General features: G+C 72.5%; 9 protein-coding genes. All 9 read left to right on the top strand.

The features are described from left to right. Positions 1–139 precede the first annotated feature (139 nt). Entirely contained in the window at positions 140–1,729 is a 1,590-nt protein-coding gene (gene serA, locus AC0VYL_RS23200; RefSeq protein ID WP_475481489.1) for a phosphoglycerate dehydrogenase, read from the top strand. A gap of 333 nt (positions 1,730–2,062) precedes the next feature. Further along, a complete protein-coding gene (locus AC0VYL_RS23195; RefSeq protein WP_475455929.1) occupies positions 2,063–2,440 on the top strand; it encodes a hypothetical protein in 378 nt (125 codons plus the stop codon). Next, on the top strand, positions 2,437–4,290 hold the full coding sequence (locus AC0VYL_RS23190; protein WP_475481488.1) for a glycosyltransferase family 2 protein: 1,854 nt from the start codon (positions 2,437–2,439) through the stop codon (positions 4,288–4,290). Before AC0VYL_RS23195 ends, AC0VYL_RS23190 begins: the two co-directional genes overlap by 4 nt. Next, positions 4,287–6,122, top strand: coding sequence for a glycosyltransferase (locus AC0VYL_RS23185; RefSeq protein ID WP_475481487.1), 1,836 nt, complete (start codon positions 4,287–4,289; stop codon positions 6,120–6,122). The genes AC0VYL_RS23190 and AC0VYL_RS23185 overlap by 4 nt, the downstream gene beginning before the upstream one ends. Further along, complete coding sequence (locus AC0VYL_RS23180) at positions 6,119–7,735, top strand: glycosyltransferase family A protein (protein ID WP_475481486.1); 1,617 nt, start codon at positions 6,119–6,121, stop codon at positions 7,733–7,735. Before AC0VYL_RS23185 ends, AC0VYL_RS23180 begins: the two co-directional genes overlap by 4 nt. A 4-nt stretch (positions 7,736–7,739) precedes the next feature. Next, the gene (locus AC0VYL_RS23175; protein ID WP_475481485.1) at positions 7,740–9,371 is read left to right on the top strand and encodes a glycosyltransferase family 2 protein; all 1,632 of its coding nucleotides are present in this window, start codon (positions 7,740–7,742) and stop codon (positions 9,369–9,371) included. 642 nt (positions 9,372–10,013) lie between these two features. Beyond that, a complete protein-coding gene (locus tag AC0VYL_RS23170) occupies positions 10,014–11,078 on the top strand; it encodes a 3-isopropylmalate dehydrogenase (RefSeq protein ID WP_475455919.1) in 1,065 nt (354 codons plus the stop codon). 201 nt (positions 11,079–11,279) lie between these two features. Further along, a complete protein-coding gene (locus tag AC0VYL_RS23165; RefSeq protein ID WP_475455917.1) occupies positions 11,280–12,395 on the top strand; it encodes a branched-chain amino acid aminotransferase in 1,116 nt (371 codons plus the stop codon). A 356-nt stretch (positions 12,396–12,751) separates the two neighbouring features. Further along, positions 12,752–14,362, top strand: coding sequence for a citramalate synthase (gene cimA / locus AC0VYL_RS23160; RefSeq protein ID WP_475481484.1), 1,611 nt, complete (start codon positions 12,752–12,754; stop codon positions 14,360–14,362). Positions 14,363–14,611 lie beyond the last annotated feature (249 nt).

Here is a 14,611-nt window from a genome sequence, read left to right as displayed (position 1 = left end):
CTCTTCTTTCGTCGGAGGTCCCCCCTCCGCCCGACGGGCTTCCCTACCCCGCTAGTAGACTTTTGACCGGCCGTCACACCCGACTCGGGCAGCGCCTCCACCTGCGCGATCGGGTCGCACCACCCGAAAAGGAACAGTTGTGACCAAACCCGTCGTACTCGTCGCGGAAAAGCTCTCGCCCGCCGGAATCGCGCTTCTCGAGGAAGACTTCGAAGTACGCCATGTGGACGGTGCCGACCGGTCCCAGCTGCTTCCCGCCCTGTCCGGCGTCGACGCCCTGATCGTGCGCAGCGCCACCCAGGTGGACGCCGAGGCGGTCGCCGCGGCCAACCGCCTCCAGGTCGTCGCCCGCGCCGGAGTGGGCCTGGACAACGTGGACGTGGACGCCGCCACCAAGGCCGGTGTCCTGGTGGTCAACGCCCCGACCTCCAACATCATCAGCGCCGCCGAGCAGGCCATCAACCTGCTGCTCGCCAGCGCCCGCAACACCGCCCCCGCCCACAACGCCCTCATCAACGGCGAGTGGAAGCGCTCCAAGTACACGGGTGTGGAGCTCTACGAGAAGGTCGTCGGCGTGGTCGGCCTCGGCCGGATCGGCGCCCTGGTCGCCCAGCGCCTGCTGGCCTTCGGTACCCGGGTCATCGCCTTCGACCCCTTCGTGCAGCCCGCCCGCGCCGCCCAGATCGGCGTGGAGATGGTGACCCTGGACGAGCTGCTGGAGCGCTCCGACTTCATCACCATCCACCTGCCCAAGAACAAGGACACGGTGGGCCTGATCGGTGACGAGGCGCTGAGCAAGGTCAAGCCCTCGGTGCGGGTCATCAACGCGGCGCGCGGCGGCATCCTCGACGAGGAGGCCCTCTACCGCGCGCTCAAGGACGGCCGGGTGGCCGGTGCGGGCATCGACGTGTTCGCCAAGGAGCCCACCACGGACAGCCCGCTGTTCGAGTTCGAGAACGTCGTGGTCGCCCCGCACCTGGGCGCGAGCACCGCCGAGGCGCAGGAGAAGGCGGGCACGCAGGTGGCCCGCTCGGTGAAGCTGGCCCTGTCGGGCGAGTTCGTTCCGGACGCGGTGAACGTGCAGGGCACCGGGGTCGCGGAGGAGATCAAGCCGGGTCTGCCGCTCACCGAGAAGCTCGGCCGGGTGTTCACCTCCCTGGCCGGGGCGCTCGCCGCGCGGATCGACGTCGAGGTGCGCGGTGAGATCGCCCAGCACGACGTGAAGGTCCTGGAGCTGGCCGCGCTCAAGGGCGTGTTCACCGACGTGGTCGAGGACACCGTGACCTTCGTGAACGCGCCGCTGCTCGCCAAGGAGCGCGGTGTCGAGGTCAACCTGGTGACCAGTGACGACAACAACGACTGGCGCAACCTGATCTCCGTGCGCGGTGTGCTGGCCGACGGCACCCGGGTGTCGGTCTCGGGCACGCTGACCGGTCCCCGCCAGTCCGAGAAGCTGGTGGAGATCAACAACTACACGATGGAGATCGGCCTCGACGAGCACATGGTGTTCCTCTCCTACGAGGACCGCCCGGGCATCGTCGGCAAGGTCGGCGCGCTGCTCGGCGACGCCGAGGTCAACATCGCGGGCATGCAGGTCATCCGGGACCAGGAGGGCGGCAAGGCGCTGATCGCCCTGACCGTGGACTCCGCGGTGCCGGACGACATCCTGACCTCGATCTCCGCCGAGATCGACGCCGAGATCGCCCGTCAGATCGACCTGGAGGACTGACGGCCCGAGCCGGTCAGAACGGGGCCGTCCCGCCCGGATATCGAAAATTCGACATCCGGGCAGGGCGGTCCCTTTTCGGTGTCCCATGAATTTCCCCTATATGTCCCTATGGCGATTCATTCCATCTTTTGTATTCCGCCTCAAAATGGGCGCAAGGGATTGGCAAACATCGTGGTATGCGTGCCAGCCTGGTTCTTCGTTGCGGTAGTGGCGGTGGAACTGTGGGCTCGGGTGGGTCGTGGGCGCTTCTTCCCTCCGGCTGGCCCTGGGGAAATCCGGTGTTCCGCGCGAATGGGGTTTGAATTGCGATTTCTGCGGCGGCGTCTCGTTCTCATGGCATTTCTTTCGGTGCTCGCGGTCTCCGGGACACTCGGATTCCTGTACCTCCTGGGGCTGATCGACCCGTGGTCTGCCGTGCAGATCACCGCCCTGGCGGTGCTCTGCGGGCTGGTCGCGCTGCTCGTCGTCCAGTCACGACGCACCGCCGCCCAGGTCAGGCAGCTCCGTAAGGGCCTCGACCGGCAGGTGCGGGAGGTGGCCGAGATCGCCGGTGAGAACCGGGCCGAGATGTTCGGCCGCGCCGACGACCTGACCGACCAGCTGGACACCGTGGCCGAGTCGGTGGCCGAACTGCGGACGGAGGTCCGCGGCCGGGTGCCCGACGTGCAGGTGATCAAGGGCGCGCCCGTCCACTCCCGGGCATCCCTGTGAGGGAGGGGCTCCTGGCGGAGGCCCTTCGGGGCCGCGGCTCGGGGCGCCTGCTCCTGTGCCACGTCGGCGCGGGGACCGATCCGGGCCCCGGCGCCCACGGGAGCGGTGTGGAGACCGTCGACCTGCGCGGCGCGGGTGGACGGGCGGTCGAGGGGCCGGTCGAACGCGTCGTGCTCCTCGCGGCGACCACGGCCGACCTGCGAGCGGCGGTCCCCCTGAGCGAGGGGCTGCCCTCGGCGGCCGAGTTCAGGGTGGTGGTCGAGGCCACGGCCCCGCACACCGGCCCGCCCTTCCCCGCGCCGCCCGGCCTGGGGCAGTGGCAGGGCCTGCTCGACTTCCACGTCGGCCGCCTGTCGGACCGGGGGTGGACGTGCTCGTTCGCCTTCACCGACCCGGTCGACACGCGTACGGTCCTGCGCGCGGTGGCCCAGGGGATGGTGGGGGGACGGCGCGGCCAGGCCCCGTCACCGCGCGAGGCCCCGGACACCGCCCCCGCCCCGGCGCCCACCTGGGAGGGGCTGGGCCGCCCCGGAGCGTTGTCCGCCCGCCCCGTGCTGCGCGAACTGTCGGTGGACGACGTGCCGGCGCTGGACGAGCGCGTGGTGAACCCGATGGGCTTCACCCGGGGGTCGAAGTCCCGTGTGGGCAGTCTGGTCTCCCGTGGGGGCCGCTGGGTCCTCATCGCGGGTGGCCGGGTGCTGTGGCGGGTGCCGGAGGACGGCTCCGTGTCGGACGTGGACGTGGTCGGCCTGCGCGACCTGCGCGCGGTGCGCGTGGAGTGGGGTCGGCACAGCGGTCCGCTGGAGGCGGTGCGCGCGGTGGCCGGACTGGCCGCCTCGGGGATCCCGCTGGTGAGCGGGCCGATCCCCGGATGGGCCCGGTGCCTGGGCGGGGAGCTGTCGGACCTCGTCTCCTCCGCCGAGGAGCGGCTGATGGCGGACCCGCAGGCGCGGGAGGAGCACAGTGTCCGGCTGCGGCGGGCCGCCCTGCGCACGCACGGGTCGTACGGGCGGGCGCGGCGTCTCGCGGAGGCGGGCGGATCGCCGGTTCCGGCGGAGCCCTCGGTGTCGGTGGTGCTGTGCACGCGGCGGCCGGAGATGGTGGGCTTCGGTCTGCGCCAGGTGGCCCGCCAACGCGGTGCCGAGGTCCAGGTCGTGCTGGCGCTGCACGGGTTCGGGGTGGAGGCCCCGGGCGTGGCGGCGGCGGTCGCCGAGTACCGGCGGAGCGGGCGTTCGCTCGTGGTGTGGGAGGCCGGGACCGACCTCGTCTTCGGTTCCGTGCTGAACGGGGCGATCGAGCGGGCCAGCGGCACCCTGGTGGCCAAGATGGACGACGACGACTGGTACGGACCCGACCACCTCTCCGACCTCCTGTCGGCCCGCCGGTACTCCGGCGCCGACCTCGTCGGGAGCATCGTCTCCTTCGCCTACCTGGAAGCCCTCGACCGCACGGTACGCCTGGCCGGGAAGACCGAGGCCCTGTGGCACCGGGCGGCCGGCGGCACCCTCATGACCGACCGCAGGACCCTGGAGGAGGCGGGCGGGTTCCCCCTCGTCTCCACCTCCGAGGACACGCACCTGCTCGCGGCGATCGAGCGGATGGGCGGCCGCGTCCACCGCGGGCACGGCTGCAACTACGTGCTGCGGCGCAAAGCGGGGGGTCACACCTGGGGTGTGGGCGCGGGCTACTTCCTGCGCCTGTGCGGGGAGCGACAGCTTCCGGGGTGGCGTCCGAGCGCCCTCCTGGAGCCGGACCCCAGGGACCTGCCGCCCACCGCCCTGGCCGGGACCTGGACGGACCTGGCCGAGTCGGAGGACGAGCGGGTCCGTGCCTCGGGGGCGGCACGGTGATCGAGGCGTTGCTGACCCGTGCGCTGCGTGCGCACGGGGCGCGGACGGTGCTGGTCGGCCACACGGGTCCGGGGAGCGCGGAGACCGCAGGAGTGCTGGCCGGGGGGCCCGGGGCCCGGGTCCTGGACCTGGGCCGAGGCGGTGGGGGCACGGGCCGGAGGGGGAAGGAGCCGGTCGACCTGGTCGCGATCGTCGCCGCCACCTCGGGCGACCTGCGCGCGGCCGTGCCGCGCGCGGAGCGGCTGCCCTCCGCCACCGGGTTCGTGGTCGCGGTCCGGGCCACCGCGCCGGGCCAGCTCCCGCCGGTGGTCGCGCCGCCGGGGCTGGGCGAGTGGGCCGACCTGCTGTACTCGCGGACGCGCCGACTGCCGGACCAGGGCTGGCTGTGGGAGTTCTCCTTCACCGACCCGGTCGAGGCCGCGGTGGTCCTGGCGGCCGTGGCGCGCGGACTGGTGGGCGGCCGCCGGAGCCCGGCCGTCCCGTCCGGCGCGCGGAACCGGCCGGTGGCGGGACCGACCTGGGTACGCCTGGGCGGCCGGGGCGCGGTGTCCCGTGCCGCGCGGGTCTCCCGTCTGTCGGTGGACGACGTTCCGGTGGTGGACGAGCGGGTGGTGAACCCGATGGGGTTCACCCGGACCTCGACCTCCCGTGTGGGCCGACTGGTCTCGCGCGGCGGTCGCTGGGTCCTGCTCGCGGGTGGCCGGGTGCTGTGGCGGGTGCCGGAGGACGGCTCCGTGTCGGACGTGGACGTCGCGGCCCTGCGTGACCTGCGCGCGGTCCGGTTGGAGTGGGGTCGGCACAGCGGTCCGCTGGCGGCGGTGCGCGCGGTGGCCGGACTGGCCGCCGCGGGGATCCCGCTTGTGGGCGCCCGCCCGCCGCTCTGGGCGCGGCCCCTGGGCGAGGAGCTCCACGACCTGCTCGCGTGGTCGTTGGAGGAGGAGCTCGCCGACGAACTGATCCGCGAGGAGCACAGCATCCGGTTGCGGCGCGCGGCCCTGCGCACGCACGGGTCGTACGGGCGGGCGCGGAGTCTCGCGGAGGCGGGCGGATCGCCGGTTCCGGCGGAGCCCTCGGTGTCGGTGGTGCTCTGCACGCGGCGGCCGGAGATGGTGGGTTTCGCGCTGCGCCAGGTGGCCCGTCAGCGGGGCGTCCGGGTGGAGGTCGTGCTGGCGCTGCACGGGTTCGGGGTGGAGGCCCCGGGAGTGGCGGCGGCGATCGCGGAGTACCGGCGGGGCGGGCGTCCGCTGGTGGTGTGGGAACCACCGGGCGACACCGTCTTCGGGTCGGTGGTCAACGGCGCGGTGGCACGGGCCAGCGGCACCCTGGTCGCGAAGATGGACGACGACGACTGGTACGGACCCGACCACCTCTCCGACCTCCTGCTGGCCCGCCGCTACTCCGGCGCCGAACTGGTCGGCGGCGCGACCGAGTACCACCACCTGGAGCACCTGGGCCTGACCGTGCGGCGCCTGGTCCCGTCCGAACGCTTCGCCCAGCACGTCACCGGCGCCGCGATCCTGACCGACCGCACGACCCTGGAGGAGGTGGGCGGCTTCCGGCCCTGGCGGGCCAGCGTGGACGCCGGACTCCTCGACGACGTGCGGGACGCGGGGGGTTCGACCTACCGGACCCACGGACTGGGATGCGTCGTCCGCCGCAGGAGGGTCGGCCACACCTGGAACGAGGACACCGGCTACTTCCTGCGCGAACCCCTGCGCCAGTGGCGCGGATGGCGACCCAGCGCACTGCTGGAGTCCAGCCCCGAGGACGCGCCGGGCCCGGTGCCCGAGACGACCACACCCGACTCTCCGACAGCTGGGAGCGACCGATGACGCTTGTCCAGGGCGGCCCGGCACAGGCCCCGTCGACACTCCGTCCGTTCATCCGCCGCAACGACTACTCGGTGCTGGAACCGCCGCCGCTGGGGGAGTGGGAACCCGCCCTGTCGGTGTGCGTGGTCGTCCCGGCGTACGGGGGGCAGGAACGGCTCGACCTGACGCTGGCGTCGATGGCCGCGCAGAGCTATCCGGCCGCCCTCACGGAGGTCGTGGTGGTGGACGACGGCAGCGAGCCCGCCCTGCGGCTGCCGCCGATCCGCCCCGAGACCACCCGGATCGTGCCCAACGAGCCCGGCGGGTGGGCGCGCGGGCACGCCCTGAACACCGGCGCCGCCTCCACCGACGCCGACGTGCTGCTGTTCTTCGACGCCGACATGATCGCCTTCCGCGAGCACGTCGAGGCGCAGATGCGCTGGCACCACCTGGCCGACTACCTCGCGGTCACCGGCCACCTGCGCTGCGTCGACCACGCGCCCGGGACCCTGTTCCCGGCGGCGGTGCTCGACGCCGTGCGCGGGGGAGAGCCGGAGGCCCTGGTGGCCGGTCCGGGTGAGGAGCTGAAGTGGCTCCAGCGCGCCTACAAGCGCACGAACGGCCTGCGCGAGGCCGGTCACCGGGGGTTCCGCTACTTCATCGGCGGGACCGGATCGGTGCGCCGCGCCTTCTTCGAGGAGTCGGGCGGGGCCGCGTCCGCGCTCGTCCTGGGGGAGGACACCCACCTCGGCTACCGGTTCGCCCAGAACGGGGCGGTCTTCGTGCCCGAGGGGGAGGCCGACAGCTGGCACCTGGGGCTCCCGCAGATGGAGAGCCGCAGGGAGGAAGGCGACCGCTTCCGCCGCCCCTTCGTCGGGACCCGGCTCCCGCTCGTCGACGAGCGTCGGGACCAGCGCGGACGCCAGTGGGAGGTGCCCCGGGTCGACGCGGTGGTCGACACCGGGGAGTCGGGTTTCGACGAGGTGGCGGAGACCGTGGACGCGCTGCTCGCCGGTGACCTGGCCGACGTCCGGATCACGGTGGTGGGCGAGTGGGACCGGGTGACCCCCGGTCGGCACCGGGTGCTGGACGACCCGGCGCTGGACGTGCGGCTCCTCCACGAGCACTACCGGTGCGAGCCGAGGGTGGTCCTGGCCCCGACCGCGCCCGAACCGGACCCGGACGTGCCCTTCGTGCTGCGGGCGGCACCCGGCCAGCCCCTGGTGCGGCGGGCCCTGGACGACATGATCAGGCTGGCGGACGAGACCCAGGCGGGTCTGGTGTGCGCCACCGGGCCCGACGACGACCTGGGCGGCCCCCGCCTCGAACGCGCGGCCGCCTTCGCCCGCGCACGGCGGCTGCGGGCGGCGGAGGAGGACCTCGACGACGTGGTGGACCGGGTGGCCGGTGTGCACTGGGTCGACGGCGCCTCGGTGCTGTCCACGCGGAAGGAACCGGCGGAGGCGCCCCCGGTGAAGGCGGTGGCGGGGCCGCCGGGCGACTGGCGGGAGCGGCTGGCGGAGGCCCAGGCCCTGGCGGAGTCGCAGCGGGTGCGCGCCGAGCGGCTGGAGGGCCGGTTCCACTGGTTGACCAGGAGCCGAACCGGTCGGCTCCTGTACCGGATCATCGGCTGAGGACATGGGACGGCACATGGCGAACGACGGCGCGCGGGGCGCGGAGGCCGATTCCGGAACGGTGCGGGGAGGGGGCCGCGACGGGCGGCCCAGAGTGGTCCGCAACGACTACTCGGTGCTGGAACCGCCGACCCTGGGGGCGTGGGAGCCCGAGCTGACGGTGTGCGTGGTCATCCCGGCGTACGGGGGGCAGGACCGGCTCGACCTGACCCTGGCCGCCCTCACCGCGCAGACCTATCCGGCGGCCCTGACCGAGGTCGTGGTGGTGGACGACGGCAGCGAGCCCGCGCTCCGGCTGCCGTCGATCCGCCCCGGGAACACCCGCCTGCTCGTCGCCCCCGAGCACGGGTGGGGCCCCGGCCACGCGCTCGACGCCGGGATGGCGGCCACCCGGGCGTCCGTCGTGATGCGGTTGGACGCGGACGTGGTGGTCGGCCGCGAGCACGTCGAGGCGCAGATGCGCTGGCACCACCTGGCCGACTACCTCGTCGTCATGGGCGCGGTCGAGTTCGGTGACGGTCCCGACGGCGGGCTCACCCCCGACGAGGTGTACGAACGCGTGCGCGCCGGGAGGTACGCGGACCTCACGGGCGGCGACACGGACACCATGGGGTGGATCACCGAGCTCCTGGAGCGCACCGACGGGCTGCGCACCGCTGGCCACCGGGCCTGGCAGGTGTTCACCGGGGCGACCGCCTCGCTGCCGCGGGCGCTGTACTCGGCCGCCGGAGGATCGGCGTCCGGACTGGTCATGGGCGAGGACAGCGAACTCGGCTACCGGCTCGCCCAGCGGGGCGCGGTGTTCGTCCCCGAGCCCGTGGCCACCGGCCTGCACCTCGGGCGGCCGACGACGGAGCTGCGGGGGCCGGAGGCGGCGCGCTTCCGGCGCCCGTTCATGGAGAACCGCGTGCCCCGGCTGAACTCCCGCCGCGTCGCCCCCGGGCGGACCTGGCAGGTGCCCTTCGTCGACGTGGTGGTCGACACGGCGGGCCGCGGGTTCGACGACGTGACCGCGACGGTGGACGCCCTGCTGGCCGGTGACGTGGCCGACGTGCGGATCACGCTCGTCGGGGAGTGGTCGAGGGTGACACCGGGGCGGCACGCCACCGTCGACGACCCGGCGCTGGAGGTGCGGCTCCTCCACGAGCACTACCGGTGCGAGCCGAGGGTGCGGCTGGCCGAGTCCGAGCCGGAGGCCGACCCCGACGTCCCCTTCCGCCTTCTGCTGTCACCCGGCCTCCGTCCGACGCGGCGGATGGTGCGCGCCCTGACCGGGGCGGCGGACCGGGAGGGTGCCGGGCTCGTCCGGGTGCGCGGCTCCGCGAGGCGCCCCCACTTCCTGAGGCTGGAGCGCACCGCGGCCTTCGCCCGCGCGCGGCACCTGGGGGTGGACGCGGTGGACCGGGACGCGGCCGTGGCCGCCCTGTGGGGCGTCCACCTGCTGGACCGCGCCGGGGTCCTGACCGAGGACGAGGAGGAGGGCGACGGCCCGCCGAAGGACTGGGACAGGAAGATGCGCCGGGCCGAGAAGGAGGCGACCCGCTGGCAGACGGAGGCCGAACGGTGGGAGCGCCGCGTCCGCGCCCTCACCCAGGGGCGCTGCGCCTGGCTCCTGTTCCTGGGGCTCCGTAGGTGAGACCGGGGCCTGAGCCTCGCTCGGAGGTCTTCGAGGTGCGGCCGTGACCTGCCGAAACGCCGAAGCGTCTCACAGTGTGGGAATCTCTGGTCATATAGTTGGACCTCCGATATTCTGACGTCCTAGGAGTCAGTGGTGTCGGCTCCACCGCCGCACACCACGGTCCAGCGCCCATCCGCCGCCCGGGCGCCACCCTTGTCCGGGCGCACCTGACGCGGTGCTCCGCGTACAGGTCGTGTCGGCGCCTCCGGCAGACGATCCCGCCGGGGCGAGCTCCTGTCCCATCTGTCGTGGACAACGTCGCCCACACCGCGCCCGCCCGGGCCGACCCGGCTCCGCCGCCGTCGGGCCCCGGGGCGCACCACCGTCGACCGCCGACGGCCGAGCCGTGCGCTCCCGCCGTCACGCAGAGCCTCCGGAGGATCACATGTACGACCTGATCGAGTACCCGTCCACGCCCGACTCCGACGACGAGATCCACCGCGCGCTCCAGGACGCGATCAACCGCCGCGACTGAGCGGAGCCGAGGTCGGACGGCTGTACCGGTCACCCGGGCCGGTACAGTTGTCTCACCTACTGTTCCCTTGATCTCGCCAGGTGAGACGACCGTGGTGGGGTCACGTCCGAGTTAGAGGCAGTCCAATGGCAGCTCGCACCGTGAAACTGGCCGTCATCCCCGGTGACGGGATCGGCTCCGAGGTGGTCGCCGAGGGTCTCAAGGTGCTGGAGGTCGCGGCCTCCCAGTACGACCTGGCCGTCGAGACCACCGAGTACGAGCTCGGCGCCAGGCTCTGGCACCGCACCGGCGAGACGCTGCCCGACTCGGTCGCCGCCGAACTGCGCGAGCACGAGGCGATCTTCCTGGGGGCCGTCGGTGACCCGTCCGTCCCCAGCGGCGTCCTGGAGCGGGGGCTGCTGCTGCGCCTGCGCTTCGACTTCGACCACTACGTCAACCTGCGCCCCGTGCGCCTCTACCCCGGGGTGGACAGCCCCCTGGCGGGCGTGGCCCCCGAGGACATCGACATGCTCGTCGTCCGTGAGGGCACCGAGGGCCCCTACGCGGGTGCCGGGGGCGTGCTCCGCAAGGGCACCCCGCACGAGATCGCCACCCAGGACAGCGTCAACACCCGCTTCGGTGTCGAGCGCCTGGTCCGCTACGCCTTCGAGAAGGCGGCGAACCGCCCCCGCCGCAAGCTGACCCTGGTGCACAAGGACAACGTCCTCACCTTCGCGGGCGAGCTGTGGCAGCGCACCGTGCGGGAGGTCGGCGCCGAGTACCCGCAGGTGACCGTGGACTACTGCCACGTGGACGCCGCCGCGATGTTCTTCGTCAACCAGCCCGGCCGCTTCGACGTGGTCGTCACCGACAACCTCTTCGGGGACATCATCACGGACATCGGCGCCGCCATCACCGGCGGCATCGGCCTGGCCGCGAGCGGCAACATCAACCCGGACCGCACCTTCCCCAGCATGTTCGAGCCGGTCCACGGCTCCGCGCCGGACATCGCCGGCCAGGGCAAGGCCGACCCGACCGCCACCGTGCTCTCCGCCGCCACCATGCTGGACCACCTGGGCCTGCCCGAGGCCGCGCGCCGGATCGAGGCCGCCGTCTCCGCCGACCTCAAGACCCGCGCCCAGGACGGTGTGGTCCGCACCACCTCCCGGATCGGCGACGACCTCGCCGCGCGAGTAGCCGAGCAGGGCTGACACCATCGGCGTCGGCCCTGCCACTCCTGAGGCGCGGCCGACGAACGAGCCAACCGTGATCGTCAGCGGGCGCGCCGGAGACCCTTCCGCGCGCCCGCTGTCCGTGTGACCCGACCTGGCACCGGGTGCGCTCTTCCGACACACTAGATCCCAGGTCGGCGGCGCTGCCGACCGGTTGCATCCGAGAGGACCACCGACGACATGAACAACAACACCACCACCACTGGGTTGACGTTCGACATCCAGCTCTCCGACCAGCGGAAGACCCCGCAGGAACGGGAGGCACTGCTGGAGAACCCCGGGTTCGGTCAGGTGTTCACCGACCACATGGTGAGCATCCGCTACACAGAGGGCAAGGGCTGGCACGACGCCAAGCTGGAGCCCTACGGTCCGCTGAGCCTGGACCCCGCCACGGCCGCCCTGCACTACGCGCAGGAGATCTTCGAGGGGCTCAAGGCCTACCGCCACCCGGACGGCTCGCTCGCCTCGTTCCGCCCCGAGGCCAACGCCGCCCGCTTCAACAGAAGCGCGGCGCGGATGGCGATGCCCGAGCTGCCCGAGGAGCTCTTCCTCAGGTCCATCGAGCTGCTGCTCGAGCACGACGGCGACTGGGTCCCGTCCAAGGAGTACTTCAGCCTCTACCTGCGCCCGTTCATGGTCGCCACGGACGTGGGCCTGGGCGTCAACAACCCGTCGCGCAGCTACGTCTACCTGCTCATCGCCTCCCCGGTGGGCTCCTACTTCTCCGGCGGCGTCAAGCCGGTGACGGTCTGGCTGTCCAAGGACTTCACCCGCGCCGCCCCCGGCGGTACGGGCGCCGCGAAGTTCGCGGGCAACTACGCCGCGAGCTTCCTGGCCCAGGCCCAGGCCGTGGAGAAGGGCTGCGACCAGGTCGTGTGGCTCGACGCCCGTGAGCACCGCTGGGTCGAGGAGATGGGCGGCATGAACCTGTGGTTCGTGTTCGGTGAGGGCGAGAACGCCCGCCTGCGCACCCCTCCGCTGACCGGCACGCTGCTGCCCGGCATCACCCGTGAGTCGCTGCTCAGCCTCGCCCCGGACCTGGGCATCCCCGCGGAGGAGGAGCCGCTGTCCATCGAGGAGTGGAAGGCGGCCGCCGAGTCCGGCGAGATGACCGAGGTCTTCGCCTGCGGCACCGCCGCCGTGGTCACCCCGGTGGGCCACGTCAAGAGCGACGACGGCGAGTTCACCATCGGTGACGGCCAGCCCGGCCCGGTGACCATGCGCCTGCGCGAGGAGCTCGTGGGCCTCCAGACCGGCCTGCGCGAGGACAGGCACGGCTGGATCACCCGCTTCTAGGAGCGGGGCCCGCCCAGTCCCGACAGGGGCCGCCACCGGACGCCGGGGCGGCCCCTGAGACGTTCCGAGGGTCCTTCGAGGTGTACGCCAGGTGCCCGGAGTGTCCGGAATGAGGATTGTACGTCTCACACAGTGAGACATCTCGGCCCCGAGCTGCGACTCCGCCGGGGTCGTGTGGCACACTGACCACATGCTGTCCCAGGTACTCATTATTTTGGGGCGCGCTGGCTGACGACTTCCCGCGTAGACGCAGGGAAGAAACCGGACCCTGCCAGCGCGCTGACCTCTCGTGTCCACGAGGGGTCTTTTTTGTTGGCCGGGGCCGCCACACACAGCATCGACCGGGAGTTCCACCCATGAGGAACGACAGTTTCCACGTCTTCGACACCACGCTGCGCGACGGAGCCCAGCGCGAGGGGATCAACCTGCGGGTCTCCGACAAGCTGGCCATCGCGAAGCTGCTCGACGACTTCGGGGTCGCGTTCATCGAGGGCGGCTGGCCGGGCTCCAACCCCAAGGACACCGAGTTCTTCCAGCGGGCTTCACGAGAGCTGACGCTGGAGCACGCGCGACTCACCGCGTTCGGCGCGACCCGCCGACCCGGTGTGAGGGCCGCCGACGACCCCCAGGTGGCCGCACTGCGCGACAGCGGCGCGTCGGTCGTCACCCTTGTCGCCAAGAGTGACGACCGGCACGTCGAACGGGCCCTGCGCACGACCCTCGACGAGAACCTCGCCATGGTCGCGGACACCGTGGCGTACCTGCGCGAGCACGGGCAGCGCGTGTTCGTGGACTGCGAGCACTTCTTCGACGGCTACCACCACGATCCGGAGTACGCCCTCTCCGTGGTCCGCGCCGCGTCCGAGGCCGGGGCCGACGTCGTCGTCCTGTGCGACACCAACGGCGGCATGCTCCCCGGCGACGTCACCCGCGTGGTCACGGAGGTGCTGGAGGCCACCGGCGCCCGTCTGGGCATCCACGCCCAGGACGACACCGGCTGCGCGGTGGCCAACACCCTGGCCGCCGTGGACGCGGGAGCCACGCACGTCCAGTGCACGGCCAACGGCTACGGCGAGCGGGTGGGCAACGCCAACCTCTTCTCGGTGGTCGGCGCGCTGGGCCTCAAGCGCGGCATGGAGGTCCTGCCCGAGGGCTGCCTGGCCGAGATGACCCGCGTGTCCACCGCCATCGCGGAGATCGTCAACCTGGCGCCGGACACCCACCAGCCCTACGTGGGGGTGTCGGCCTTCGCGCACAAGGCCGGGCTGCACGCCTCGGCCATCAAGGTCGACCCCGACCTGTACCAGCACACCGACCCCGAGCTGGTCGGCAACCGCATGCGCATGCTCGTCTCCGACATGGCCGGGCGCGCCTCCATCGAGCTCAAGGCGCGGGAGCTGGGCCTGGACCTGTCCGGCGACCGCGAGCTGTCCGGCCGGGTCGTGGAGCGGGTCAAGAGCCTCGAACTGTCCGGGTACAGCTTCGAGGCGGCCGACGCCTCCCTGGAGCTGCTGCTGCGCGAGGAGCTGGGTTCGCCGGTCCGCTACTTCGACACCGAGTCGTGGCGGGTTCTCACCGAGCGCCGCCCGGCCGTGGGGGCCAGCCCGCTGTCCAACGAGTACGAGAGCCTCAGCGAGGCCACCGTCAAGCTCCGGGTCAAGGGCGAGCGGGTCATCGCCACCGCCGAGGGCAACGGTCCGGTCAACGCCCTGGACCGGGCGCTGCGCAGTTCGATGGAGAACGTGTACACCGCGCTGGCCGGGCTGGAGCTGACGGACTACAAGGTCCGCATCCTGGAGGGGACCTCGGGCACCAACGCGATCACCCGCATCCTCGTCAGCTTCAGCGACGGCGCCGAGGAGTGGACGACCGTGGGCGTGGGCCCCAACGTCGTCGACGCCTCGTGGGTGGCGCTGGAGCAGGCCATCACCTACGGGCTGCTGCGGCAGGGTTACCCCCGGGGCTGATCCCGCGCCGGTGTACGGCGACCCCCGCCCGGGTGTCCTCCCGGTGACGTGATCGCCACGGGCGGAACCCCCACGTCACACGACCGCCTGACCTCGAAGGTGGAGGTCAGGCGGTCGAGCCTTACCTGGGGGTAAGACAGACCTGTCCTTGAGGCCATAGCCAGTGTGTCTCCGGTCACTCGATACTGCGGACTTTGACGATGTCCGAAATGTACGAGTGGTGATAGATGCCGGTCATAACCAACGTGC

The sequence above is a fragment of the Nocardiopsis sp. iso_238 genome, assembly GCF_056173325.1.
The sequence above is the reverse complement of the archived record's forward strand: the minus strand, read 5'-3'. Positions and strand labels throughout refer to the sequence as shown.